This window comes from Pseudomonas sp. NPDC089743 (assembly GCF_044748785.1).
GTDB lineage: Bacteria > Pseudomonadota > Gammaproteobacteria > Pseudomonadales > Pseudomonadaceae > Aquipseudomonas > Aquipseudomonas putida_X.
In genome coordinates, this window is sequence record NZ_JBIVGS010000011.1 from 19,826 (window position 1) to 45,799 (window position 25,974).

A 25,974-nucleotide genomic window follows, 5' to 3' on the forward strand; every position below is an offset into this window, starting at 1 on the left:
GCAGTTCTGAAGGGCAGGCCACATCCCTGTGGGGTCAACTGTCTTAAAAGCTGGCGCGATGCCGGCGATCGCGCTGTATCAGGCGTTCGGTGCTGTGGCGACCATCGACGGCCGCTTGGCCACCTCGGCATACCACGCCGCCAACCCTGGCTGCTGCTCCCGCCAGCCGAAATCAGGCTGGCGCAAGTCCAGGTAGCCCAGCGCACAGGCCACGCCAATCGCGGCCAGATCAAAGCCGGATATCAGTTCAGCCAGGTGCTCCTGCTCCAGGTTGGCCAGGCTGCGGCGGATTTTCTCCCGCTGCGCTTCGAGCCAGCCGTCCCAGCGCTTGTCCTCAGGCCGCAGGACGCTCTCATAGCGGCTGGAAACCGCCGCATCCATGATCGCATCGGCCTGCGACACCAGTGTCATGCGCCGCCAGCGCGCCGAGCCCTCGCGCGGCAGCAGCGGCAGGCCGACATGCTGCAGGTCGAGGTATTCGCAGATGACCCGGCTGTCATGCAGCACAGTGCCATCTTCCAGGCGCAGGGCCGGGATCTTGCCGATCGGGTTACCGTGGTTGAGCTGGTCATCGCCGCTGACCGGGGTGATGTTCACCCCCTGCAGCGCCACGCGCTCAAGCTGCCCGGTCTCGTGCAGCACGACCATCACCTTGCGCACGAATGGCGACAGCGGTGAGTGGAACAGGGTCATCGTGCTCATGGTTCAGTTGCCCTGCAGGCTGGGTGGCAGGCACACACCGGTGCCGCCGATACCGCAGTAGCCGTCTGGGTTCTTGGCCAGGTACTGCTGGTGGTAAGCCTCGGCGAAGTACACGGTCGGCGCCTGGTCGATTTCGGTGGTGATCTCGCCGAAACCGGCCTTGTTCAGCTCGGCCTGGAAGGCGTCGCGGCTGGCTTTGGCTTCTTCGAGCTGCTGTGGCGAGGTGCAGTAGATGGCCGAGCGGTACTGGGTGCCGACGTCGTTGCCCTGGCGCATGCCCTGGGTCGGGTTGTGCAGTTCCCAGAACATCGCCAGCAACTCGCGGTAGCTGACCTTGTCCTTGTCGAACACCACCAGGACGACTTCAGTGTGGCCAGTCAGGCCCGAGCAGACTTCTTCGTAGGTGGGGTTGGGGGTAAAGCCGCCCGCATAGCCGACCACGGTGCTGACCACGCCTTCACGCTGCCAGAAGCGGCGCTCGGCGCCCCAGAAGCAACCCAGGCCGAAGATCGCGAAGTCGACGCTGCCTTCAAAGAACGGGCCGAGCAGCGGGGTGTCTTTGAAGACGTAGTGAAACTCGGGCAGGGACATTGGCGTTTCGCGGCCAGGCAGGGCCTGTTCCGCGGTTGGCATGACGTTTTTGTTCACCAGGATTTCCGAACGCAGGACCATGGCCGTTCCTCTGTGTTTTCAGTTGGACAGGATGTGGCCTCACCGCCGGCACGCCGGCTACACCAGCAACCCCACAGGCGTTGCTAACGGTGCCTACCTGTGGGCGCCGGCTTGCCGGCGATGAGGCCCGAATGGGCTCTATAGTGCCCGAGGATTACGCAGCTGTCAGGCCATTGGACCGCGCGGATAGCGCTTGAGTCGTTCGGCCAGCTCCCGCCCCGGGATCGGCCGGTCGAACAGATACCCTTGGCCCACATCGCAACGATGTCGGCGCAGGAAGGCCAGCTGCTCAGGCGTCTCGATCCCTTCTGCCACCACCTTGAGCTTGAGGTTGTGGGCCATGGCCACCACCGCCGAGGTGATCTCCATGTCGTCCTGGTTGTCGGGGATTTCGTTGATGAAGCTGCGGTCGATCTTGATGATGTCGATCGGGAATTTCTTCAGGTAGCTCAGCGACGAATAACCGGTGCCGAAGTCATCCATGGCCAGGGTCAGGCCCAGTGCCTTCAGCTCGTCGAGCTGACGGTGGGTATCCTCGGTAGCTTCCAGCAGCAGGCCCTCGGTCAGCTCCAGCTCCAGCAGGTGCGCAGGCAGGGCTTCTTCATGGAGGATCGAGGCGATCGAAGCCACCAGGTCGGGGTCGGAGAACTGCTTGGGCGACAGGTTGATGGCCAGGTGCAGGTTGCCCATGCCGGCCTCGCGCAGTTGCTGGCTCATACGGCACGACTGGCGTACCACCCACTTGCCGATGGGGATGATCAGGCCGGTTTCTTCCGCCACGCTGATGAACTGGTCCGGGCGGATCATGCCGCGCTCGGGGTGGTTCCAGCGCAGCAGTGCCTCGAGCCCCAGCAGGCGGCCACTGCGCAGGCACAGCTTGGGCTGGTAGAACACCTCCAGCTCGTTCTGGGTCAAGGCGCGGCGCAGGTTGTTCTCGACGAACAGCTTGTAGCTGGCTTCGGCATTGAGCACTTCGGTGAATACCTGCACCTGGTGCTTGCCGTTGGCCTTGGCCTTGTGCAGGGCAAGGCCGGCATTTTTCATGAGGGTGGTCGGGTCACTGCCGTGCAGCGGCGCGCAGGCCAGGCCTACCGAGGCGGTCACGTTGATCAACTGGTTGTCGACGAACATCGGCTTGTCGAGGGTGCGCAGCAGCTGCTGGGCGACGCCCTGGCCGTCTTCCAGGCTGGTGTCGTCGAGCAGCACGGCGAATTCGTTACTGGCGAAGCGGGCCAGCACGCCGCCAACGCTCAGGCTGTTGCGCAGGCGCCGGGCCAGGCTGATCAGCAGCTTGTCACCGGTCTGGTGGCCAAGGCTGTCGTTGATCCGCTTGAAGTTGTCGATATCCACCAGCAGCAGGCAGATCGGGCTCTGCTCATCCCGGGCGAAGCGCTCGTCGAGACTGCGGATGAACGCCGGGCGGTTGCCCAGGTTGGTCAGGTTGTCGGTGTAGGCCAGGCGCTCGATGCGCTGCTGGGCCAGCTTGGTCTGGGTGACGTCTTCGTAGATGCCGATGTAATGGGTGAGCTCACGGTTGTCGCCATACACCTTGGAAATCGACAGCTGGCCCCAGTAGGGCTCAAGGTTCTTGCGCCGGCTTTTGAATTCGCCCTGCCAGCTGTTGCCCATGGCCAGGCTCGACGGGGTGTCGAACAGCAGTTCGCTGAGGTTCTCCAGCGCCGGCAACTCTGCCAGGTGGTGGCCTTGTACTTCATCGGTGCTGTATTGGGTAATCGCGGTGAAACTTGGGTTGACGTACTCCACCACGCCGTCGCGGTTGACCAGCAGGAAGGCGCTGGCGCTTTGCTCCACCGCGCGCTGGAACAAGTGCAGGGCGCTGGCGGCGGTGCGCCGGTTATGGTTGGTGATGACCTGGGCGAACTGGTCGGCCAACTCACCGGCGAAGGCGATTTCGTCCGACTGCCAGGTCCGCGGCTGGCCGGTCTGCTCCAGGCACAGCACGCCAACCACCTGGCCATCGACGCGGATGCTGGCATCGAGCATGGCATTGTTGTCGGCGTAGAGGCTCTCGGCCAGTTCACGGGTGCGCGGGTCGTGGTTGGCGTTGTGGGCATCGATGGCGCGGCTGGCGTGCAGGGCATCGAGGTAGTCGGGGAAGCGGCTGGCATCGATGGGCTCGGGCAGGCGATGCACTTGCTCGCTGCGCAACCAGGCGCTGATCGGCTCCAGGCGCTGGTCTTCCAGGTGCCAGATGCTGGCGCAGTCCACCTTGTAGATCTCGCAGGCGCTGCGGGTTATCAGTTGGGCGGCTTCGAGCAGCGAATTTTCCGCGCTGTAGCGCTGGCGGGCGAGGCGCAGGATCAGGTCCTGCTGGCTGCGCACGCGTTCGAGGTGTTCCAGCTGTTCCTGCTGGGCGCGCTGGTTCAGCTGCAGGGCAAGTTGCAGGCGGCTGTTACGCGATTCGAGGTCGTCGGCATCCACTTCGACAGCCTCTTCGGGCTGGTCGTCGAGTACCGTCAGAAACCCGCGCAACAGCTGGCGGTTGTGCTGCCTGTAGGCTTCACCCGCTTCGAGCAGGCGCAGCGAGCGCGGCTGGGCATGCAGGGTGTAGCGCACACGGTAATAGCCACGGGTGCTCAGTTGCCGCTGAATCTCGTCATGCAGCCGGTAGCGGGCCTCAGGCTCCATCAGGCTGGCATACGGTGAATCGACCAGCGCGCACAGCTGGGAAGCCGCTAGCCCGAACTGGCGTTCGCAGGCCGGGTCGAGGTAAAGCATTGCCCAAGTGGCTTCGTTGAGCCTTTCGAAACGCAGCATGCCGAGCCGTGAAGGCACGGGAAGCTGCGTGACGACCTCGGCCGCCACACGGCTGGCGGCATCGGGTTGGCTTTTCATCGAAGACTCGCTTGAAGAGGTGACGCGGCCTGGACGGCGGCGCATCTGGCAAGGTTGCATCATGTCCCCGGGGCTGGCAAGCGGCCATGAGGGGTGTCATGTATATGTTTTCGGCTGTGGTGGCCGATTCCTTAGCGATCCCGCAAAAGCAGGGGCTTCATCGCGCCCTTACAGGCAAAAAAAGCCCCGCCAGGTGGCGGGGTTGAGGTACGAGCGTGGCAGCTCGAAAAGGGTACCTGCCCCCCAAGGGAGGGCAGGCTGGCTGCGTGTTACAGCAGCATGGTGCGGATATCCGCCAGCACGTCGCCCAGGCGCTTGGTGAAGCGCGCGGCGGCCGCGCCATTGATCACACGGTGATCGTAGGACAGCGACAGCGGCAACATCAGCTTCGGCTGGAAGGCTTTGCCATCCCAGACGGGCTGCATGGTCGCCTTGGACACACCGAGGATCGCCACTTCAGGCGCGTTGACGATCGGCGTGAAGCCGGTGCCGCCAATGTGGCCGAGGCTGGAGATGGTGAAGCAGGCGCCTTGCATGTCGTCAGCCGACAGTTTCTTGGTGCGTGCCTTCTCGGCCAGCGCTGCGGCTTCGGCAGCCAGTTGCAGCAGGCTCTTCTGGTCGACGTTCTTGATCACAGGGACCAGCAGGCCGTCCGGGGTGTCCACGGCGAAGCCGATGTGCACGTACTTCTTGCGGATCACGGCTTTGCCGCTTGGCGCCAGCGAGCTGTTGAAGTCCGGCAGTTCCTTGAGCAGGAAGGCGCAGGCCTTGAGCAGCAGTGGCAGTACGGTCAGTTTGACCCCAGCCTTCTCGGCCACGGCCTTCTGCGCCACGCGGAAGGCTTCCAGCTCGGTGATGTCGGCGGAGTCGAACTGCGTTACGTGCGGCACGTTCAGCCAGCTGCGGTGCAGGTTGGCGGCACCGACCTGCATCAGGCGGGTCATTGCCACTTCTTCCACTTCACCGAACTTGCTGAAGTCCACCACCGGGATCGGCGGGATGCCGGCGCCGCCGGTCGCGCCAGCAGCTGCCGGTGCGTCCTTGGCCTTCTGCATGACCGACTTGACGTACACCTGCACGTCTTCTTTCAGGATGCGGCCGTGCGGACCGGTCGCGGTGACCGCGCCCAGGTCTACGCCGAACTCGCGGGCCAGCTGGCGAACAGCAGGGCCTGCGTGAACCTTGGCGTTGCTGCCGGCAGCCGGCGCGGTAGCGACCGGTGCAGGGGCAGCAGCTGGAGCAGCGGCAGCAGGTGCGGCGGCCGGAGCAGCCTCAGCCTTGGCCGGTGCAGCAGCGGCAGGCGCTGGTGCAGCAGCCGGAGCGGCGCCTGCAACTTCCAGCTTGAGGATCAGGTCACCGGTGCCGACTTCGTCGTCCAGCTTGGCGATCACTTCCTTGACCACACCTGCGGCGGGCGAAGGGATCTCCATGGAGGCCTTGTCCGACTCCAGGGTAATCAGCGACTGGTCGGCTTCGACGGTGTCGCCGACCTTGACCAGTACTTCGATGATCTTGGCCTTGCCCGACGAACCGATGTCCGGTACGTGAATATCCTGCACGCTGGCGGCAGCAGGGGCTGCAGCCGGCGCAGGGGCGGCTTCGGCAGCTGGCTTTTCAGCAGCAGCCGGAGCGGCGGCAGGGGCAGGTGCGGCAGCGGGAGCCTCGGCCGCCGCAGCGGCGCCCTCGGCTTCCAGAACCAGCAGCTCGTCGCCCTCTTTCAGGCGATCGCCCAGCTTGACCTTCAGTTCCTTGATGACACCGGCCTTGGGGGCCGGGATTTCCATGGAGGCCTTGTCGGACTCCAGGGTCAGCAGGCTCTGGTCAGCCTCGATACGGTCACCGACCTTGACGAACAGCTCGATGATTTCACCTTCACCGCTGCCGATGTCAGGTACGCGAATGAGTTCGCTCACTTAAAAATACTCCTCAGCAGTCCAGTGGGTTGCGCTTGTCCGGATCGATGCCGAACTTGACGATGGCGTCGGCCACCACCTTCGGTTCGATCTCGCCACGGTCAGCCAAGGCTTCCAGGGCAGCCAGCACCACGAAGTGGCGGTCGACTTCGAAGAAGTGACGCAGCTTCTTGCGGCTGTCGCTGCGACCGTAGCCATCGGTACCCAGGACCTTGAACTCTTTGCTCGGTACCCACTGGCGAATCTGTTCGGCGAACAGCTTCATGTAGTCGGTGGACGCGATGACCGGGCCTTTGCGACCGGCCAGGCACTCTTCGACGTAAGTCTGCTGAGGCTTCTGGCCAGGCTTGAGGCGGTTGGCGCGTTCCACGGCCAGGCCGTCGCGACGCAGTTCGTTGAAGCTGGTGACGCTCCACACGTCGGCACCGACGTTGAACTCTTCACGCAGGATCTTCGCCGCCTCGCGGACTTCGCGCAGGATGGTGCCGGAGCCCATCAGCTGAACGTGGTGCGCGGCTTCGCGGGTATCTTCTTCCAGCAGGTACATGCCCTTGATGATGCCTTCCTCGACACCGGCCGGCATGGCTGGCTGCTGGTAGGATTCGTTCATCACGGTGATGTAGTAGAAGATGTCCTGTTGCTCTTCGGTCATCTTCTTCATGCCGTCCTGAATGATCACCGCCAGCTCGTAGCCGTAGGTCGGATCATAGGTGCGGCAGTTCGGGATGGTGCCCGCCATCATGTGGCTGTGACCGTCTTCGTGCTGCAGGCCTTCACCGTTGAGGGTGGTACGGCCGGCGGTGCCGCCGATCAGGAAGCCACGGGTGCGGCTGTCGCCAGCGGCCCAGGCCAGGTCGCCGATACGCTGGAAGCCGAACATCGAGTAGAAGATGTAGAACGGCAGCATCGGCTGGTTGTGGCAGCTGTACGAGGTACCGGCAGCGATGAACGACGACATGGCGCCGGCTTCGTTGATGCCTTCCTCGAGGATCTGGCCCTTCTTGTCTTCGCGGTAGAACATCACCTGGTCTTTATCGACTGGCTCGTAGAGCTGGCCGACCGACGAGTAGATGCCCAGCTGGCGGAACATGCCTTCCATACCGAAGGTACGGGCTTCGTCCGGGATGATCGGTACGATGCGCTGGCCGATGTCCTTGTCCTTGACCAGCTGCGCGAGGATACGCACGAAGGCCATGGTGGTGGAGATTTCGCGGTCGCCCGAGCCGTCCAGGATCGCTTTCAGCGTTTCCAGAGGCGGGGTTGGCACGCTGAAGCTCTTGGCACGGCGCTGCGGTACGAAGCCACCCAGGGCTGCGCGGCGCTCGGCCAGGTACTTGGCTTCGGCCGAACCTTCTTCGGGCTTGTAGAACGGCAGGTTCTCAAGGTCGGCATCCTTGACCGGGATGTCGAAGCGGTCACGGAAGTGGCGCAGGCTGTCGACGTCGACCTTCTTGGTGTTGTGCGCGGTGTTCTTGGCTTCGCCAGCACCGGTGCCGTAACCCTTGATGGTCTTGGCCAGGATGACGGTCGGCTGCTCTTTGTGGTTGACCGCCTGGTGGTAGGCCGCATAGACCTTGTACGGGTCGTGACCGCCACGGTTGAGCTTCCAGATCTCTTCGTCGGACAGGTCTTCGACCATGGCCTTGAGCTCTGGGGTGTTGAAGAAGTTCTCACGAACGTACGCGCCGTCTTTGGCTTTGTAGTTCTGGTACTCGCCGTCGATGACTTCGTCCATGCGGCGCTGCAGGGCACCGTTGGTGTCCTTGGCCAGCAGTGGGTCCCAGAAGCGGCCCCAGACGACTTTGTTGACGTTCCAGCCGCCGCCACGGAACACGCCTTCGAGTTCCTGGATGATCTTGCCGTTGCCGCGAACCGGGCCGTCGAGGCGCTGCAGGTTGCAGTTGATGACGAAGATCAGGTTGTCCAGCTTCTCGCGGCCGGCCAGGGCGATGGCACCGAGGGATTCCGGCTCGTCGCACTCGCCGTCGCCCATGAAGCACCAGACCTTCTGCTTGCCGGCCGGGATGAAACCACGGGCTTCCAGGTACTTCATGAAGCGCGCCTGGTAGATCGCCTGAATCGGGCCCAAGCCCATCGAAACGGTCGGGAACTGCCAGAAGTCAGGCATCAGCCATGGGTGCGGGTACGAAGACAGGCCTTTGCCGTCCACTTCCTGACGGAAGTTGTTCATCTGCTCTTCGTTGATGCGGCCTTCCATGAAGGCACGGGCGTAAACGCCTGGCGAAGCGTGGCCCTGGAAGAAGATCAGGTCGCCGCCGTGTTCTTCGGTCGGGGCCTGGAAGAAGTAGTTGAAGCCGATGTCATACAGGGTGGCACTGGAGGCGAAGCTGGAGATGTGGCCGCCCAGGTCCGAATCCTTCAGGTTGGTGCGCATCACCATGGCCAGCGCGTTCCAACGCACCATCGAGCGAATGCGGCGTTCCATGAACAGGTCGCCAGGCATGCGTGCTTCGTGGGTGACAGGGATGGTGTTGCGGTATGGCGTGGTGATCGCGTACGGCAGCTGAGAGCCACTGCGGGTGGCCAGCTCGCCCATGCGGGTCATCAGGTAATGAGCGCGGTCTTCGCCTTCTTTGTCGAGGACCGACTCCAGGGCATCCAGCCATTCCTGGGTTTCGATTGGATCGAGGTCTTGCATGGCTTGCTCCAGGGCGGAAAGGCCACCAGAATCGGGGGCCTGAGTTTGCGACTGGCCTTATGGGCAGACGTCGTGAATTCTTGGATTACCGGAGTGTGACCCGGCGGCGTGTAGTTTTACTACATTTGCTTTCGCATTTCATGCTTTTGCACGGGTGGGGTAGTAGTAAAACTACACAAATGCGACGTTTGGTCGCACCGTGGCTTGTGAGGAAAAACGTTCATGTTGGTTGGCGTTGTGCTACGAGCGGGTGATTCTTGATGTTTCTTGCCAATGATTCGTTTTTTTCAGCTATTTCCAACTTTTGTACGACAGTCCAACCGTGGTCCGGTTTCCTCGTGGCCGCTTTTTCCTCTCTCTTTCTCGCCGATCAAGGATAGACCATGCGCCTGCCTTTGCCGCTCGAACTGCCTGCCTCCCTGCAACCGCTGGTCGCCCGTAATCGGCAGTTTCTGCTCGATGCCCTGAGCAGCCACCCGGCGCTCGACCCGAACGCCTGGAGCCCGGCTCACCGGCAACAGTTCGACCAGGTGGCCGCCGCCAGCGACTTCGTGCTCGGCCTGACCCAGCGTGAGCCGGCGATGCTGTTTGCCCTGCTGGCCAGCGGCGAGATGGATCGCCGTTATGCGCCGGGCGAGCTGCGTGGGCACATTGCGGCAGCCGCCCAGGCGGCGTCGAGTGAAGACGAGCTGGCACGCAACCTGCGCCGCGAGCGCAACCGCCAGCAGCTGCGCATCATCTGGCGCGATATCACCCGCCAGGCCGAACTGGGCGAGACCTGCCGTGACCTGTCCGACCTGGCCGACGCGGCCATCGACGAAGCGTATCAATGGCTGTATCCGCGCCACTGCCAGCAGTTCGGTACGCCGATCGGCAACCGCAGCGGCGAACCGCAGCATATGGTGGTGCTGGGCATGGGTAAGCTGGGGGCGGTCGAGCTCAACCTGTCGTCGGATATCGACCTGATCTTCGCCTTCCCCGAGGGCGGTGAGACCGAAGGGGTCAAGCGCTCGCTGGACAATCAGGCGTTTTTCACCCGTCTGGGCCAGCGCCTGATCAAGGCGCTCGACCCGGTCACCGTCGATGGCTTCGTGTTCCGCGTCGACATGCGCCTGCGTCCCTACGGCTCGGCCGGTGCGCTGGTGCTCAGTTTCAATGCCCTGGAGCAGTACTACCAGGATCAGGGCCGCGACTGGGAACGCTACGCGATGATCAAGGCGCGGGTGGTAGCTGGCGACCAGACGGCAGGCGCGCAATTGCAGGAGATGCTGCGCCCGTTCGTGTACCGGCGTTACCTGGACTTTTCGGCGATCGAAGCGCTGCGCACCATGAAACAGCTGATCCAGCAGGAGGTACGGCGCAAGGGCATGGCCGAGAACATCAAGCTCGGTGCCGGTGGCATCCGTGAAGTGGAGTTCATCGCCCAGGCCTTCCAGCTGATCCATGGCGGGCGCGACCTGAGCCTGCAGCAGCGGCCACTGCTGAAAGTGCTGGCGACCCTGGAAGGCCAAGGCTATCTGCCGCCGGCTGTGGTGGCGGAGCTGCGCGAAGGCTATGAGTTTCTGCGCTATACCGAGCACGCCATCCAGGCCATTGCCGATCGCCAGACGCAGATGCTGCCCGATGATGAGACTGACCGTGAGCGCGTGGCCTATGTGCTTGGCTTTAGCGGCTGGCAGAGTTTTCACGACCAGCTGATGCACTGGCGCGGCCGTGTCGACTGGCACTTCCGCCAGGTCATCGCCGACCCGGACGAAGAAGACGGCGAGGGTGACCTGGTGGTTGGCGGCGAGTGGTCGCCCTTGTGGGAGCAGGCGCAGGATGAGGAGGCCGCCGGCCGTCAGCTGGAGGAAGCCGGGTTCAAGCAGCCCGCCGAAGCGCTGCGCAGGCTGGCGGGGCTGCGTGCCAGCCCACAGTTGCGGTCGATGCAGCGCATCGGCCGTGAACGCCTGGATGCCTTCATCCCGCGCCTGCTGGCCCAGGCGGTCGAGCATGACAACCCTGACCTGGTGCTGGAACGGGTATTGCCGCTGGTCGAAGCTGTGGCGCGGCGTTCGGCCTACCTGGTGCTGCTGACTGAAAACCCGGGGGCCTTGCGCCGCCTGCTGACCCTGTGTGCTGCCAGCCCGTGGATCGCCGAACAGATTGCCCGTTACCCATTGCTGCTCGATGAGTTGCTCAATGAAGGCCGCCTGTTCAGCCCGCCGCTGGCGCCGGAGCTGGCCGCCGAGCTGCGGGAGCGGCTGACGCGCATCCCCGAGGACGATCTTGAGCAACAGATGGAGGCCTTGCGCCACTTCAAGCTGGCCCACAGCCTGCGCGTGGCCGCTTCCGAAATCAGTGGCAACCTGCCATTGATGAAAGTCAGCGACTACCTGACCTGGCTGGCCGAAGCCATTCTTGACCAGGTGCTGGCCCTGGCCTGGCGCCAGACCGTGGCGCGTCACGGCCAGCCCAAGCGCACCGATGGCAGCCTGTGCGACCCGGGCTTCATCATCCTTGGCTACGGCAAGGTAGGCGGCCTGGAGTTGGGCCACGGCTCGGACCTGGACCTGGTGTTCATCCACGACGGTGACCCGCAGGCGGAAACCGATGGCGCCAAGCCGATCGACAGCGCGCAGTTCTTCACGCGGCTGGGCCAGCGCATCATCCATTTGCTGACCACGCAAACCAATTCGGGCCAGCTGTATGACGTCGACATGCGCCTGCGGCCCTCGGGCGCTGCGGGGCTTTTGGTCAGCTCGCTGGGCGCGTTCGAGCGCTACCAGCAGAACGAAGCCTGGACCTGGGAACATCAGGCCCTGGTGCGCGCCCGCGTGCTGGTGGGCTGCAAGCAGGTGGCGGCAGCGTTCGAGGGGGTGCGTGCCAAGGTTCTGGGCCAGGCCCGTGACCTGGACAAGCTGCGCAGCGAAGTCAGCGAGATGCGCGCCAAGATGCGCGACAACCTCGGCACCAAGGCTACCGCCGCAGGCACCGCGGGCAATGCCTTCGATACGGGGATGGCGTTCGATATCAAGCAGGATGCCGGCGGTATCGTCGATATCGAATTTATGGTGCAATACGCCGCTTTGGCCTGGTCACACGACCATCCGGCCATACTGCGCTGGACCGATAACATTCGCATTCTGGAAGAGCTGGAGCAGGCAGGCTTGATGCCGGCCAGCGATGCGGTTTTGTTGCGTGAAGTGTACAAGGCGTTTCGCTCAGCCTCGCACCGCCAGGCCCTGCAGAAGCAGGCCGGGGTGATCGATGCGGCACAGTTTATCGATGAGCGCCGCGACGTTCGAAGGATTTGGGCGCAGCTCGGTTTGACTTGAGGGCCAATCGTCGGCAAGCCGGCCTCCAGAGGGCGCTGCAGTACCTGAGGCCTGCATGCCCCCTGTGGGGCCGGCTTGGTGGCGATTGGGGCGCGAAGCGGCCCGGGTGGTACACTGTCCGCCACATAGCCTGAATATAAAGAGGGGAGGCCAGGCTGTACCGCAGCCTGTAGCCTCCCCGAGCGTTTCTGGACTAAGCATGAGAATACTGATCATTGGCCCCAGCTGGGTTGGCGACATGGTGATGGCGCAAACCCTGTTCCAGTGCCTGAAACAGCAGCACCCCGACTGCGTGATCGACGTGCTGGCGCCCGAGTGGAGCCGGCCGATCCTTGAGCGCATGCCCCAAGTGCGTCAGGCCTTGAGCTTCCCGCTCGGCCATGGCGCGCTGGAACTGGCTACGCGCCGGCGCATCGGCAAGTCCCTGGCCGGGCAGTACGACCAGGCGATCCTGCTGCCCAACTCGCTGAAGTCGGCGCTGGTGCCGTTCTTTGCCGGCATCCCCAAGCGCACCGGCTGGCGTGGCGAAATGCGCTTCGGCCTGCTCAACGACGTGCGTAAACTGGACAAGGCCCGTTACCCGCTGATGATCGAGCGCTTCATGGCACTGGCCTACGCGCCGGGTGCCGAGCTGCCGCAGCCTTATCCTCGGCCGAGCCTGCAGATCGAAGCGCCGAGCCGTGACGCCGCGCTGGCCAAGTTCGGCCTGGAGCTGGACCGCCCGGTGCTTGCGTTGTGCCCAGGCGCCGAGTTCGGGGAAGCCAAGCGCTGGCCGGCAGAGCACTACGCCAACGTTGCCGACGCCATGATTCGCCAAGGCTGGCAGGTCTGGCTGTTCGGCTCGAAGAACGATCACCCGGTCGGCGAACAGATCCGCGACCGGCTGATCCCGGGGTTGCGTGAAGAGTCCTGCAACCTGGCAGGCGAAACTTCGTTGGCCGAGGCGATCGACCTCATGTCCTGCGCCAACGCGGTGGTGTCCAACGACTCCGGGTTGATGCACGTCGCTGCGGCGTTGAACCGCCCTTTGGTTGCCGTCTATGGCTCGACCTCGCCGGGCTTCACCCCGCCGTTGGCCGAGCAGGTGGAGGTCGTGCGCACGGGCATCGAGTGCAGCCCATGCTTCGACCGCACCTGCCGCTTCGGCCACTACAACTGCCTGCGTCTGCTGGAGCCGGGCAAAGTCATTGCCGCCCTGCACAGCCTGGGTGGGCCGAACCTGATCGATACCGTGGCCGAGGTCGAGTAAGTGCGGGTACTGATCATCAAGACCTCGTCGCTGGGTGATGTGATTCACACCCTGCCGGCGCTCACCGATGCCGCCCATGCGATCCCGGGCATCCGTTTCGACTGGGTGGTAGAAGAAGGCTTCGCCGAGATCCCCAGCTGGCACCCGGCGGTCGACCAGGTGATACCGGTGGCCATTCGGCGCTGGCGCAAGAATGTCTGGCAGACCATCAAGAGCGGCGAGTGGAAGGCGTTCAAGCAGCGCGTACGCGAGCGCAAGTACGACCTGGTGATCGATGCCCAGGGGCTGGTCAAGTCGGCTTGGCTGACCCGCTACGTCAAGGCGCCGGTGGCCGGCCTTGACCGTTACTCGGCGCGCGAGGGCTGGGCCAGCCGCTTCTATGACCGGCGCCTTTCGGTCGCCGTCGGCCAGCATGCGGTAGAGCGCGTGCGCCAGCTGTTCGCCATGGCGCTGGCCTATGACCTGCCTGAAGGTATTGGCAAGTACGGCCTGGACCTGGACCGCCTGCAACTGCCGCCGGCAGCGCCGTACGTGGTGTTTCTGCACGGCACCACCTGGGCGACCAAGCACTGGCCCGAGGCCTACTGGCGCGAGCTGGCTGAACGCTTGGGCCGCAGCAGGCTGCAGGTATGCCTGCCATGGGGCAACCAGGCCGAGAAAGACCGCGCCGAGCGTATTGCCCAGGGCTTGAACAACTGCCAGGTGCTCCCCAGATTGAACCTTGCCGGTGTTGCCCGCGTGCTGGCGGCGGCAAAGGCCTGTGTTGCGGTGGACACTGGGCTGGGCCACCTGGCGGCGGCGCTGGATGTGCCTACCCTTTCGCTGTTCGGCCCGACCAACCCGGGCCTGACCGGCGCTTATGGCCGCGTACAGGTCCATCAGGCCAGCGATTTCCCCTGTGCACCGTGCCTGCAGAAAAAGTGCACCTACAAACCGAGCGCCGACGACCTGCGCCGGTTCGATCTCAAACGCGAGTGGCCACTGTGCTTCACTCGCCTGAATCCCGAGCATGTGGCGAGCCGCTTGAGCGCGTTGCTGCTGGCTGAGGATGTCCGTTGATGCAACTGGCTTTCGTGCTTTACAAATATTTCCCCTTCGGCGGGCTGCAGCGCGACTTCATGCGCATTGCCCTGGAATGCCAGAAGCGGGGCCACCAGATCCGTGTCTACACGCTGATCTGGGAAGGCGACGTTCCGCCCGGTTTCGAGGTGCTGGTGGCGCCGGTCAAGGCGCTGTTCAACCACCGTCGCAATGAAAAACTCAGTGCCTGGATGCAGGCCGATCTGGCCAAGCGCCCGGTAGACCGGTTGATCGGCTTCAACAAGATGCCGGGCCTGGACGTGTATTACGCGGCCGACGGCTGTTTCGAGGACAAGGCCCAGACCTTGCGTGGCGGCCTGTACCGCCGCTGGGGCCGCTACCGGCACTTTGCCGAGTACGAGCGGGCCGTGTTCGCCAAGGAGGCGCGCACTGAGGTGCTGATGATTTCAGAGGTGCAGCAACCGCTGTTCATCAAGCACTACGGCACCCCTGTCGAGCGCTTCCACCTGCTGCCGCCCGGCATTTCCCAGGACCGCCGTGCGCCGGCCAATGCCGCCGAGATCCGCGCGGCGTTTCGCAAGGAGTTCAACCTGGGCGATGAAGACCTGCTGCTGGTACAGATCGGCTCCGGCTTCAAAACCAAGGGCGTCGACCGTAGCCTCAAAGCCCTGGCCGCTCTGCCGGCGTCTCTGCGCAAGCGCACCCGGCTGATGGTCATAGGCCAGGACGACCCCAAGGTGTTCCAGCTGCAGAGCGCAGCTTTGGGCCTGGGCGAGCAGGTGCAGTTTCTCAAGGGGCGCAGTGACATTCCACGCTTCCTGTTGGGTGCGGACCTGTTGATTCACCCGGCCTACAACGAGAACACCGGCACCGTGCTGCTCGAAGCGCTGGTGGCGGGCTTGCCGGTGCTGGTTTCCAAGGTCTGCGGTTATGCCCATTACATTGCCGAGGCCGACAGCGGCCTGGTGCTGGACGAGCCGTTCGAGCAGGAACAGCTCAATGGCTACCTGCAGCGCATGCTCGAAGCGCCAGCGGCGCGTGCGCAGTGGTCGCGCAATGGGCTGGCCTTTGCCGATACCGCCGACCTGTACAGCATGCCGCAGCACGCCGCCGACGTGATTCTGGGGCAGGAGAGCGCATGAAGCTGATACTGGCCGAACCTTTCAAGCGCCTGTGGGCGGGGCGTGATGCCTTCGATGCCGTGGAAGCCCTGCAAGGCGAGGTGTACCGCGAGCTGGAAGGTCGCCGCACGCTGCGCACCGAGGTCGATGGCGAAGGTTTCTTCGTCAAGATCCACCGGGGCATTGGCTGGGGCGAAATCTTCAAGAACCTGCTCACCGCCAAGCTTCCGGTGCTGGGTGCCGGCCAGGAATGGCGGGCCATCGAGCGCCTGCATGAAGTCGGCGTGCCGACCATGACTGCAGTGGCCTACGGCGAGCGTGGCAGCAACCCGGCCACGCAGCATTCGTTCATCGTCACTCAAGAGCTGGCGCCGACCATCAGCCTGGAAGACTTCAGCATCGACTGGGTCAGGCAGCCGCCTGAGCCGGCGCTCAAGCACGCGCTGATCGCCGAAGTGGCGAAGATGACCGGCGGCATGCACCGCGCCGGGGTCAACCACCGCGACTGCTACATCTGCCACTTCCTGTTGCACACCGATCGCCCGGTGACGGCGCAAGACTTCAAGCTGTCGGTCATCGACCTGCACCGCGCCCAGACCCGGGCGAAAATCAGCCGCCGCTGGCGGGACAAGGACCTGGCCGCGCTGTACTTTTCGGCGCTGGACATTGGCCTGACCCGGCGCGACAAGCTGCGTTTCCTGCGTGGTTACTTCCAGCGCCCGCTGCGTCAGGTCCTCAGCGAGGAAGCCGCGCTGCTGGCCTGGCTGGATCGCAAGGCGCAGAAACTCTACGATCGCAAACAACGCTATGGGGATGCACTCTGATGGCGGGTTGGACACTGGCGCCGGGCTATGAACACCTGGCGGCGGACTTCGGCACTCTTGATGCGGTGTTTGCCCTGCAGGGTGAACGCCTGACCCGTGACCCGCTCAGCGAGGTGGTCCGCGTCGAGCGTGACGGGGTCAACTATTACGTCAAGCGCTACACCGGCGCCGGCAAACACATGCGCCGTTACCTCGGCCGGCCGCGTATCAAGGCCGAATGGCAGAACCTCAAGCAGTTCGCCAAATGGGACATCCCCACCGCCGAAGTTGTGGCCTGGGGCCTGGAGCGCAATGGCCTGGCGTTTGGCCGTGGCGCGATGATCACTCGCGAGCTGCCCCGCACCGAAGACCTGTCGGCGCTGGCTGAGCGCAATGATCCGCGCCTGGCCGATCGCGCCTGGGTCGACCACATCAGCCAACAGCTGGCGCGCCATACCCGGGTCATGCATGAACATCGTTTCGCCCACAACGACCTCAAGTGGCGCAACCTGCTGGTCGATGACCGGGGCACGCTGTTCTTCATCGATTGCCCGACCGGCGACTTCTGGCGCGGGTTCATGTGGCGCCACCGGTTGATCAAGGACCTGGCATGCCTGGACAAGGTCGCCAAATACCACCTGACGGCGACCCAGCGCCTGCGCTTCTATTTGCAGTACCGCGGGCGTCAGCGCCTGAATGCACGCGACAAGCGCCGGGTCCGTCAGGTACTGAGCTTCTTCGAGGGAAGGGAATGACCGATTACCTGGCCAGCGCGGACCTCGCGCTGCTCAAACGCCATGGCCTGAATGACTTCGAAGCGCTGTGGGCGCTGCAGCTCGATGCCGTGGACGAACCCAACACCGGCCGTGGCGGCTGGAGCAGTGTCTATCGCCTGGAGCTCGAGGGTAAAGGGTATTACCTCAAGCGCCAGAGCGACTACCTGACCCGCACTTTGCATCGCCCGTTCGGCGAGCCGACGTTCGCCCGTGAGTTCCGCAACATCAGCCGTTACCAGAAACTGCATATCCCGGCCTTGCAGGCAGTGTTCTACGGTGAGCGCAAGCACGCGGGCCAGCACCGGGCGATTCTGCTCACCCGTGCCCTGGATGACTGGAGCGACCTGGAAAGCCTGCTGGGCCAATGGCCGCAGCTCGGTGACGCTGAGCGCAACGGTATCCTCCAGGCCTGTGGCCAGCTGGCGCGCACGCTGCACAGCGCCGGCCAGGTGCACGGCTGCTTCTACCCCAAGCACATCTTCCTGCGCCAGCGCCGCGAAGGCTGGGACGCGCAACTGATCGACCTGGAAAAGACCCGGCCACTGCTGTTCGGCATGCGCGACCGCCTGAAGGACCTGGAGCCGCTGCTGCGCCGCGCCCCGGCCTGGAGCGAAGCGCAGGTGCGCACGCTGCTGGCTGCCTACCTTGCCCTGCCGGCCGACAGCGCGCTGGTCGGCACCTGGTTGCAGCGGCTGACACAACGCCGTCGTGAAAAAGAGGCCCGCTGATGCGTTTGTCTGAATTGAAAGATGCCGGGCGCAGCCCTTCACTGCCGCTCTCGATCAGCCTGGCCGACGCCGCAGGCAACGCCGAACTTCAGCTGCTCAGCCTGCTGCGGGTGTTGCCGGGCCAGCGCTATGTCGGTGCCGGGGTATGGCGCGGTACGCCGGTGTTGGCCAAGTTGCTGGTGGGTGGCAACGCCGCGCGCCATTTCCAGCGGGAGCTGGAGGGTGTGAAGCTGCTGGCCGAGCAGGGCCTGACCACGCCCAGGCTGCTTGCCGATGGGCTCAAGGACGGTGAGGGTGGCTGGCTGCTGTTCGAGTTCCTCGACGGCGCCCAAAGCCTGGCCGATGCCTGGGACAAAGTGGCAGGCTTGCCGGTGCTTGCCGACGAACAGCACCTGGTGCTTGGCGAAGCACTGACCGTTGTTGCCCAGATGCATGCCAAGGGCCTCTGGCAGGAAGATCTGCACCTGGACAACCTGCTGCGTCACGGCGGCAAGCTGTACCTCATCGATGGCGCTGGCATCAAGGCCGAAACACCCGGCCAGCAGCTGTCGCGCCCGCGTGTGCTGGAAAACCTCGGGGTGTTCTTCGCGCAGTTGCCCAAGCGCCTGGAGCCCTTCATCGAAGAGCTGCTGGTGCACTACTTGCTGGCCAATGCCGAGCACGCCTTGCCCATGGAGGCGCTGCAGAAGCAGGTGGACAAGGTGCGCAGCTGGCGGCTTAAGGACTACCTGGAGAAGGCCGGCCGCGAATGCACGCTGTTCAGCGTCGAGCGCAGCCTTTCGGGCTTACGCTCGATCCGTCGCAGCGAAGTTCAGGCCATGTTGCCGGTGCTGGAGCAGGCCGATACCTTGATCGACCAGGGCCACCTGTACAAGACAGGCGGCGCGGCCAGCGTGGCGCGTGTCGAAGTGGGTGGGCGCTCACTGGTGCTAAAGCGCTACAACATCAAGAACACCGCGCACTGGTTCAAACGCTTCTGGCGCCCGAGCCGGGCCTGGCACTCCTGGATCGAAGGCCACCGCCTTGAGTTCCTGGGCATCGCCACGCCGCGCCCGTTGGCGGTACTGGAGCAGCGCGTCATGGGCCTGCGCAGCCGGGCGTACCTGGTCACCGAACATGTCGATGGCCCGGACCTGACTGCGTGCTTCGCGCCCTATGTGGAAAACGGCGAGGCGCCTGAAGAGCAGGTCGATGCCTTGGTGGAGGTGATGCAGCAACTGATCCGCGAGCGTATCAGCCATGGCGACTTCAAAGGCCACAACCTGTTCTGGCACAACGGCCAATGGTCATTGATCGACCTCGACGCCATGTGCCAGCACGCCACCGCGCTCAGCTTCGCACCGGCCTACGCCCGTGACCGGGCACGGCTGTTGCGTAACTGGCCGAGCAGCAGTGCCTTGCATCAGCGGCTGGACCGGTTGTTGCCAAGGCTCGGCGAGTAGGCATCCGGCAGCGCTAGCCAATCGCTGCTGCGCCCGGCCTGGCGTACCCGGATGCGCCACTGCTGGTCTTGCCAGCGCAGGATCGCCCACGGCACCACGCCGGCTTGCCGGGCGTGCGGGATCACCAGGTGGTAGCGCCCGGCGAGCAGGTGCGCACGCAAGGGCAGTTGCCCGGCAGGGGTTTGCAGGTAGAGCTGGTCGTCTGCCTGGTACAGCCCCACCTGCGTCCCCACCGCTTCACCCTCCAACGGCGGCTGCAGGCGGCAGCTGGCCAGCAGCTGCGGTAGATCGGGCAAGCCGTCGTACCACAGCACCGGGGAGTCGATCACCCAGTTGCCATTGGCCAGACGTTTGACTGGCTGCAACAGGTAAGCGTCCGGCTGCGTAGGGTCGATGACACGCCAACGACGCCCGTCGAACGAGACCTGGTAATAGCGGCCGTGGGCGTCCTGGATGAAGTATTGGGTCAGCCCTTCGAAGGCTGATGATTTTTCAAAGACGCCTTCACCGTGCACACCGTCAATGGTGAAGCGCAGGTGCTCGAGCGCAGGCGTGATGCTGTAGCGCGAGGGCAGTGGCAGCGGTGGTTGCGTCGGCAGGCCACGCATCATACGGCGCATCAGGCCGGCGCTGACCGCGCCGGTACCTGCATCGTTGGCATAGCTCAGGGCGTTGTAGGTATGGGTCAGCACACCGTTGATATCGTCCTCGCTGAAGGCTTCCAGGCCCGCCCAGGTTTCGATCACCATGCGTCCCATGGCCAGGGGAATCTGTACACGCGCAGGCAGTACCAGGCTGATCAGGTCGAGCAGGCGCCACACCAGAGCGGTGCCCTGCTGAAGATCTGCCTCCCCGGTGGTGCGGCTCCGGGCATCGACCACCGCCAACCAGCCGCGTACCTCGGCCATGTAGTAGGCGAAGAACAGGTCATCCTCGATTGCCAGGATGCGCAGTGCCGGCCCGAGCCGGCCCTTGTTCAGCAGTTTTTCGATGCGTACAGGTGACAGCAGGGGCAGGCGGCTCGCGACGTAGGCGCGCAGGGCCGGTTGCTGGCGCAGCAGCCGCATCAGTTCGCGAGCATTGCTCAGCCGGCGCCAGGCGCGGCGGTCGGGTGCGTCCGGTGTGTACAGGACGAAGGCGTCTGTGCCAGAGCCTTCGGCGTTGATCAGCAGAACCCCTTGCAGGGTATGGCCATGGATCGTCAATTGGCGCACGGTGATGCGGTGGTTGTCCACAGGCGGGCGCAGCGCGTTGTGTGGGTAGTCCAGTACCTGGCGTACCCAGCGGTAGCCCTGTTCACCCTGGGCGTTGCCAAGGTGCCCGGCATAACGCGCCTTGGCCACTTCGGCACGCATGCGGGCCCGGTTGATCAGGGCATGGGCATTGAGCCTCCAGCCCCCGACCGGGGAATCGATCAATTGGGTTTTCAGGTAAGCATCATAGCTGCCGCCAACATTCAGGTTTCTGATCATCGCCTTGATGTAGGCCGGGTTCAGTCCCTCGGGTAACGGCTTGTCTTGGCGATGGGTCACCCGGGCGGTGAGCCAATAGTCGTAGTCGAACCAGTTCAGGTTGCACAAAGCCAACTCGTCCAGCGGGTAACTCTCCCTGGTCAGCTCGACCATCACCCCACCGACCTGCTCGAAGCCCCGCCAGGTGACGTAGATCGAAGGGTTGAAGGGGTTCAGCTGCGGGCCGGCCTGACGGCTGTGCACCACATGGACCATGATGTCGGCAGCTGCGTAGCGCAGGCCATGATCGTGGCGCAGGCGTTCCTCTACACGGGCGCGGGCCCAGCCCAGCAAGCTGTCCTGCTCGCGAAACTGCGCCAAGGTGAGGATGCCTGGTGCGGCGATGCGATTGCCGGCGGCGACCAGTTGTTGCATGGCCTGCATGATGTGCGAAAGCGCCTGGGGCCCTGCCGTGGTCAGCCAGTTGGGCAGGTTTTTTTCCAGCAGCAGGCCGTAGCGCGTGTCGAGCAACGCCTGCTTGCCGACATCGGCGGTCAGTGACAGGGCCTCGCGCAGCGCCTCGGCCGTGGGTGCCAGCGCGCCCTGGGCAGTGGCCCAGGCGTGGTTGACACGCAGGCGCTGCGCTTCGATCAGAATGTCGATTTGGGCTTGCACCGGGTCATCGGCATACCATTCATAGCGCAGGCGGTCGGCCTTGGCGGCGTGCTCCATACGTTCGGCATCGACCAGCAGGCGCAGCAGTGGCGGGCCCTGTAGCGGGTCGTCGAGGCGTTCGCACAGCTCAAGGTGCAGGTCGGCCAGCGAGGCATAGGCCTCGATGCCTTGGGTCAGGCCGCACAGCAACGCCGGCCCGCGGGGCTGCTCCGGGGAGAGCTCGGCGGCCTCGTCAGTACCGGTGATGACCACGAACATCCCTGGTAGCACGGCGCGGCTGTGGGGCTGGCTACGGCTGAGGACCAGGCGGTAGACCTGGGCACGTGTGGCTATCGCTTGGGGGCGGCGTTGCCAGGCGTAGGGCAGGTCCAGGCACAGGCTCAGGGCATCGGCCTGAAGGGTGGGCAAGGTTTGGTCGCCCAGGCGCAGGGTCAGCTCGGCATGCATCATTGCCCGGCGCAGATCGCACAGGCGCACCCTGCGCGAGCGGCCCTGGGTATCGCTGGCTGCCCAGTATTCAGCCAGCTCGCCCTGTAGTTGCTGGCGGGTGAGCCGTGGCCGGTCGGGGCTCGGCATTTGCGCCAGGAGGGCAGTGATCTGATGGTCGAGGAATTCGATACGTTCCAGCGGTAGCATGTTGCGCTCCTTCGGTCAGGGAGGCGCAACGTTACGGCCCGGGGCAAGGGCCGAAGCGGTAGCCGGTTATCGCCGGCACAACCCGCGCAGGCTGAGGATGACGGGCACGGCCAGGCCCAGCCACGCCAGGGCATCCCACGCACCGTCACCCAGCAAGGCGGCGAACAGGCCGGCTGCACCGAGCAGGCCGATGGCGGCTGGCCAGGTGAAAATGCGCAGGGTCGGTTGCGACGTGTGGCTCATGCCCGGGCCTCCCGGGGTTTGCGCTGTTTGCCCCACCACAGGTAAAGGCCGCTGCCGAGCACGATGATGGTCAACCCATCGAGCACAGCCCAGAGGATCTGCATCGGCCGCCCACCGTAGTCGCCGAAGTGCAGTGGCTGCGACAGCCCCATGGCATCCATGTACCAGGGGCGTTCGCCCACGGCGGTCACCTGCAGGGTGCGCGCATCGATCAGCACGGGCGTGAGCAGGTGCGAGGTAAGGTGGGTGGCGCCTTTCATGAACACGGCATAGTGGTGCTCGCTGGAGAACCGCGTGCCGGGGAAGGCGATGAAGTCTGGGCGCATACCGGGCGCGGCCTGCTTGGCGATGTCCAGCAGTCGGCTGGCCGGAGCGCGCTCGGTGAGTGGCGGGGCGTCACGGTAGGGCGCGACCATGGTGGCCAGGCTGTCGTTGCGCCAGGCGGCGATGACCAGGTCGGACAGGGCGCTGATGACCCCGGTTACACCGACGGTCAGCGCCCAGGCCAGGGTCACCACCCCGATCAGGTTGTGCAGGTCCAGCCAGCGCAGGCGCCGGGACTTGTCGTGGCGTACCGTGGCGAACTGCAGGCGGCGCATGAAGGGTGCGTAGAGCACGGTGCCGGAGACGATCGCCACCACGAACAATACACCCATGAACGCCAGCAGCAGCTTGCCGGGCAGCCCGGCGAACAGGTCGACGTGCAGGCGCAGCATGATCATCATGAAACCGCCGTTGGCGGCCGGCATGGCGACGGCCTCGCCGGTGCGGGCATCGAGCATGAAGGTGTGTGACGAATTGGGGTCGCTACCCGCCGTGGCAGCGGTGATGGCCACCACGCCGTTGCTCTCGTCCTCGTCATAGCCAACGTACTGCATCACCTCGCCGGGACGATGCTGCTCGGCCTTGAGCACCAGCTGTTGCAGGTCCAGGTGGGGGGTGCCTGCAGGCATTTCGCGCAGCGCGGGGGCGTCGCCAAGCAGGTGTTCGATTTCGTGGTGGAAGATCAGCGGCAGGCCGGTGATGGCCAGTAGCAGCAGGAACAGGGTGCAGACCAGGCTGCTCCAGGTGTGAACCACGGACCAGCGGCGGATGGTTTGGCTTTTCATCACGGTACCAGTGTTTCTCATGGGGGCCGCTTGGCGGCCCCTGGGTACTCAGAACTTGTAGCTGGCGCTTGCTACGACGCTGCGCTCGTCACCGTAGTAGCAGTAATAACTGTCACAGGTGGAGATGTAGTCCTTGTTGAACACGTTGGTCGCGTTGACCGCTACCGACGCACCCTTGAGGCTGTTGCTCAGGCGCCCCAGGTCGTAGTGCACGGAGGCATCGAACACGGTGTACGCATCAGCCTTGCCCAGCCAGGTGTTGCCTTGATCACCATAGGTATTGCCGGTGTAGCGCGCGCCGGCGCCGATGCCGAAGCCGTCGAGCACGCCGGTGTGCCAGGTGTAGTCGGCCCACAACGAGGCTTGCTGGTTGGGCATCAACTGCAGGCGCTTGCCTTTGTAGAGGCCGTCCTGCACTTCGGACTTGGCCAGGGTGTAGGCAGCTGTCATCTTCAGGTTTTCGGTGACGTCGGAAACGGCTTCCAACTCCAGGCCATGAACTTTCACTTCGCCAGTCTGGCTAGTGACGGTCACACCGCCCTCGTTGTTGGTGACCGAGACGTTCTTCTGAGTCAGGTCATATACGGCTGCCGACAGCAAGGTGTTGGAGCCCGGTGGCTGGTATTTGATGCCCAGCTCCCACTGCTTGCCTTCTGTCGGTTTGAAAGACTCCGTGGCGGATGCGGACGCATTGCTTGCCGGCTGGAACGACTCGGCATACGAAAGGTAAGGCACCAAGCCCGAGTCGAAGACGTAGCTGATAGCCGCGTTGCCGCTGAATTTCTTGTCTCTCTGGGTGTTGGTGGCATCGCCCTGGTTCAGGAATCTGGTGCTGGTATGCACCCAGTCTTCTCGACCGCCCAGCGTCAGGCGCCAGTTGCCCAATGCCATCTGGTCCTGAACATACAAGCCGGTCTGGCGGGTTTTCTGGTTGTAGTCATAGAACGCCGTTGAGCGATCCGGGCGTGTGATCGGTAGCCCGTAGACCGGGTTGATGACGTTGCTGTCCGGCACGTTGAAGCCAAAGATCGACAGGTAGTTCGTGTTGACGCGTTGGTGGTCCAGGCCGATCAGCAGGGTGTGGCTGATGCCCCCCGTGGTGAAGTCAGCCTGGAAGTTGTTATCCACTGCGAATTGGCTGATGTCTTCATCGGTATTGGTAGACATACGGCTGACGGTGCCGTCGTCTTGCACCGGAGGTGTGGTTTCGTTGTAGCTGCCAGGGGTGATGGTCTGAAAGGACAGATCAGTCTTTGTGTAGCGAAGGTTCTGGCGGAACTGCCACACATCATTGATTCGGTGTTCGAAGGCATACCCCAGCGCGTAGTAGGTACGGTCGTAGAACTCGTAGTCCGGATCCCCCAGGTTCTTGTGGTGGGAGATCTTGCCGAATGGCATGTCGATCTTGGTGCCCTGGATGGGGCGGAACTGGCTGGTAGCGCCTGTATCGTCGCGGGTGAACTGGGTCAGCAGGGTCAGTGACGTGTCGTCATCGATGTTCCAGGTCAGGCTTGGGGCAATGTTGTAGCGCTTGTCGTCTATGTGGTCGATCTGCGTTCCGCCATCGCGGATAACGCCACTGATGCCATACAGGAACTGGCCTTGGTCATCAATTTTGCCGGTGCTGGCGAAGTTGATCTGTCGGTGGTTATCGCTGCCGTATTGCACTTCAATTTCGTTGGCGCTTTCGGCCTGGGGGCGGCGGCTGACCATGTCCAGCAGGCCGCCGGGTGGGGTCTGCCCATAGAGTGAGGACGCCGGGCCACGCAGCAATGCGAGGCGGTCCAGGTTCCAGGTTTCGGCTTTAGGGTTAGCGTAGACGCCGCGTGGCAGCGGCAGGCCGTCAAGGAACTGAGTCGGTTCGAAGCCCCTTACGCGCATCCAGTCATAGCGTGTGTCGCTGCCGAAACTGGCCGATACGATGCCTGGCATGTAGCGCACTGCATCATCCAGACTGTGGACGCCGCGGTCGCTCATCTGCTGACGGGTGGCGACGGAAATCGAACGTGGAATTTCGACCAGCGCGGTATCGGTCTTGGTGCCCGCGGCGGTGCGTTTGGCCAGGTAGCCGTCAACCGGCCCCCAAGCGCTTTCGTACGAGGCATTGGCATTGATCGCAGTCTCGGGCAACGCCAGGGTGCCATCAGGGACTGCCACCAGGCTGTAGCTGCCGACGGTGCTCTGCTGCAACTGCAAGCCGGTGCCGAGCAGGGCTGCCTGCAGGGCGCCGAGGCCGTCGTATTGGCCGTTGACCGGCGCCGAGTTGCGGCCGCTGACCAGTGCCGGGTCGATGGCCAGGGCGATGCCCGACTGGCTGGCGATCTGGTTCAGGGTGGTGGCCAGCGGGGCGCTGGGCAGGTCGTAGGCGCGCTGTGCGGACTGCTCGGCGGCGAACAGGGCAGGGCTGGCCAACGGTGCAGCCAGGGCGATGGACAAGGCCATCAGGCTGGGGCGCAGGATACGATCAACGGCACGGGACATGCAGCGGTTCCTCGACGGATAAGTGCTAATTGCTTCCTTGCCGAGCGAGATTTCAGAAGTGACAGGGGCCTCTGAAAAAAAATCGAAATGGTTTGTATTT

17 protein-coding genes are annotated in these 25,974 nt (G+C 64.1%); 8 read left to right on the plus strand and 9 right to left on the minus strand.

Features of this window, described 5'->3' with window-relative positions:
• Positions 1-78: 78 nt before the first annotated feature.
• From ACIPZC_RS18640 to aceE, 5 genes are all read right to left on the minus strand, one after another.
• A complete protein-coding gene (locus tag ACIPZC_RS18640) occupies positions 79-702 on the minus strand; it encodes a glutathione S-transferase (protein ID WP_267819312.1) in 624 nt (207 codons plus the stop codon).
• Positions 703-705: 3 nt separating this feature from the next.
• Complete coding sequence (gene msrA, locus ACIPZC_RS18645; protein WP_267819310.1) at positions 706-1,374, minus strand: peptide-methionine (S)-S-oxide reductase MsrA; 669 nt, start codon at positions 1,372-1,374, stop codon at positions 706-708.
• Between the two features lie 165 nt (positions 1,375-1,539).
• Positions 1,540-4,230, minus strand: a complete 2,691-nt coding sequence (locus ACIPZC_RS18650) for a putative bifunctional diguanylate cyclase/phosphodiesterase (protein ID WP_400628697.1) — start codon at positions 4,228-4,230, stop codon at positions 1,540-1,542.
• 269 nt (positions 4,231-4,499) lie between these two features.
• Positions 4,500-6,143, minus strand: a complete 1,644-nt coding sequence (gene aceF / locus ACIPZC_RS18655) for a dihydrolipoyllysine-residue acetyltransferase (protein WP_400628699.1) — start codon at positions 6,141-6,143, stop codon at positions 4,500-4,502.
• A 13-nt stretch (positions 6,144-6,156) separates the two neighbouring features.
• Positions 6,157-8,802, minus strand: a complete 2,646-nt coding sequence (gene aceE / locus ACIPZC_RS18660) for a pyruvate dehydrogenase (acetyl-transferring), homodimeric type (protein WP_400628701.1) — start codon at positions 8,800-8,802, stop codon at positions 6,157-6,159.
• Between the two features lie 383 nt (positions 8,803-9,185).
• On the opposite strand from aceE, the gene glnE reads away from it, so the two are divergent.
• From glnE to ACIPZC_RS18700, 8 genes are all read left to right on the plus strand, one after another.
• Positions 9,186-12,119 (plus strand): bifunctional [glutamate--ammonia ligase]-adenylyl-L-tyrosine phosphorylase/[glutamate--ammonia-ligase] adenylyltransferase, encoded by a 2,934-nt coding sequence (gene glnE / locus ACIPZC_RS18665; protein ID WP_400628703.1) that lies wholly within the window; start codon positions 9,186-9,188, stop codon positions 12,117-12,119.
• Between the two features lie 199 nt (positions 12,120-12,318).
• Positions 12,319-13,368, plus strand: coding sequence for a lipopolysaccharide heptosyltransferase II (gene waaF, locus ACIPZC_RS18670; RefSeq protein WP_400628705.1), 1,050 nt, complete (start codon positions 12,319-12,321; stop codon positions 13,366-13,368).
• Entirely contained in the window at positions 13,369-14,427 is a 1,059-nt protein-coding gene (gene waaC, locus ACIPZC_RS18675; protein WP_400628707.1) for a lipopolysaccharide heptosyltransferase I, read from the plus strand.
• Positions 14,427-15,551 carry a glycosyltransferase family 4 protein gene (locus ACIPZC_RS18680; protein ID WP_400628709.1) on the plus strand — a complete coding sequence of 375 codons (1,125 nt, stop codon included), beginning with the start codon at positions 14,427-14,429 and terminating at the stop codon, positions 15,549-15,551. The genes waaC and ACIPZC_RS18680 overlap by 1 nt, the downstream gene beginning before the upstream one ends.
• Positions 15,548-16,354: a lipopolysaccharide core heptose(I) kinase RfaP gene (gene rfaP / locus ACIPZC_RS18685; RefSeq protein WP_241805656.1), complete on the plus strand. Its 807-nt coding sequence runs from the start codon at positions 15,548-15,550 to the stop codon at positions 16,352-16,354. Before ACIPZC_RS18680 ends, rfaP begins: the two co-directional genes overlap by 4 nt.
• Positions 16,354-17,088: a lipopolysaccharide kinase InaA family protein gene (locus tag ACIPZC_RS18690; RefSeq protein ID WP_349976588.1), complete on the plus strand. Its 735-nt coding sequence runs from the start codon at positions 16,354-16,356 to the stop codon at positions 17,086-17,088. Before rfaP ends, ACIPZC_RS18690 begins: the two co-directional genes overlap by 1 nt.
• Complete coding sequence (locus tag ACIPZC_RS18695) at positions 17,085-17,837, plus strand: lipopolysaccharide kinase InaA family protein (RefSeq protein ID WP_241805658.1); 753 nt, start codon at positions 17,085-17,087, stop codon at positions 17,835-17,837. The genes ACIPZC_RS18690 and ACIPZC_RS18695 overlap by 4 nt, the downstream gene beginning before the upstream one ends.
• Positions 17,837-19,279, plus strand: coding sequence for a lipopolysaccharide kinase InaA family protein (locus tag ACIPZC_RS18700; protein ID WP_400628712.1), 1,443 nt, complete (start codon positions 17,837-17,839; stop codon positions 19,277-19,279). Before ACIPZC_RS18695 ends, ACIPZC_RS18700 begins: the two co-directional genes overlap by 1 nt.
• On the opposite strand, the gene ACIPZC_RS18705 is transcribed toward ACIPZC_RS18700, so the two are convergent.
• From ACIPZC_RS18705 to ACIPZC_RS18720, 4 genes are all read right to left on the minus strand, one after another.
• Positions 19,240-22,041, minus strand: a complete 2,802-nt coding sequence (locus ACIPZC_RS18705; protein WP_400628714.1) for a dermonecrotic toxin domain-containing protein — start codon at positions 22,039-22,041, stop codon at positions 19,240-19,242. The two genes, ACIPZC_RS18700 and ACIPZC_RS18705, sit on opposite strands and share 40 nt — an antisense overlap.
• A gap of 66 nt (positions 22,042-22,107) precedes the next feature.
• Positions 22,108-22,284 (minus strand): hypothetical protein, encoded by a 177-nt coding sequence (locus tag ACIPZC_RS18710; RefSeq protein ID WP_267819288.1) that lies wholly within the window; start codon positions 22,282-22,284, stop codon positions 22,108-22,110.
• Positions 22,281-23,393, minus strand: coding sequence for a PepSY-associated TM helix domain-containing protein (locus ACIPZC_RS18715; RefSeq protein ID WP_400628716.1), 1,113 nt, complete (start codon positions 23,391-23,393; stop codon positions 22,281-22,283). Before ACIPZC_RS18715 ends, ACIPZC_RS18710 begins: the two co-directional genes overlap by 4 nt.
• Positions 23,394-23,441: 48 nt before the next feature.
• Complete coding sequence (locus tag ACIPZC_RS18720) at positions 23,442-25,874, minus strand: TonB-dependent siderophore receptor (protein WP_400628718.1); 2,433 nt, start codon at positions 25,872-25,874, stop codon at positions 23,442-23,444.
• Positions 25,875-25,974: the final 100 nt, after the last annotated feature.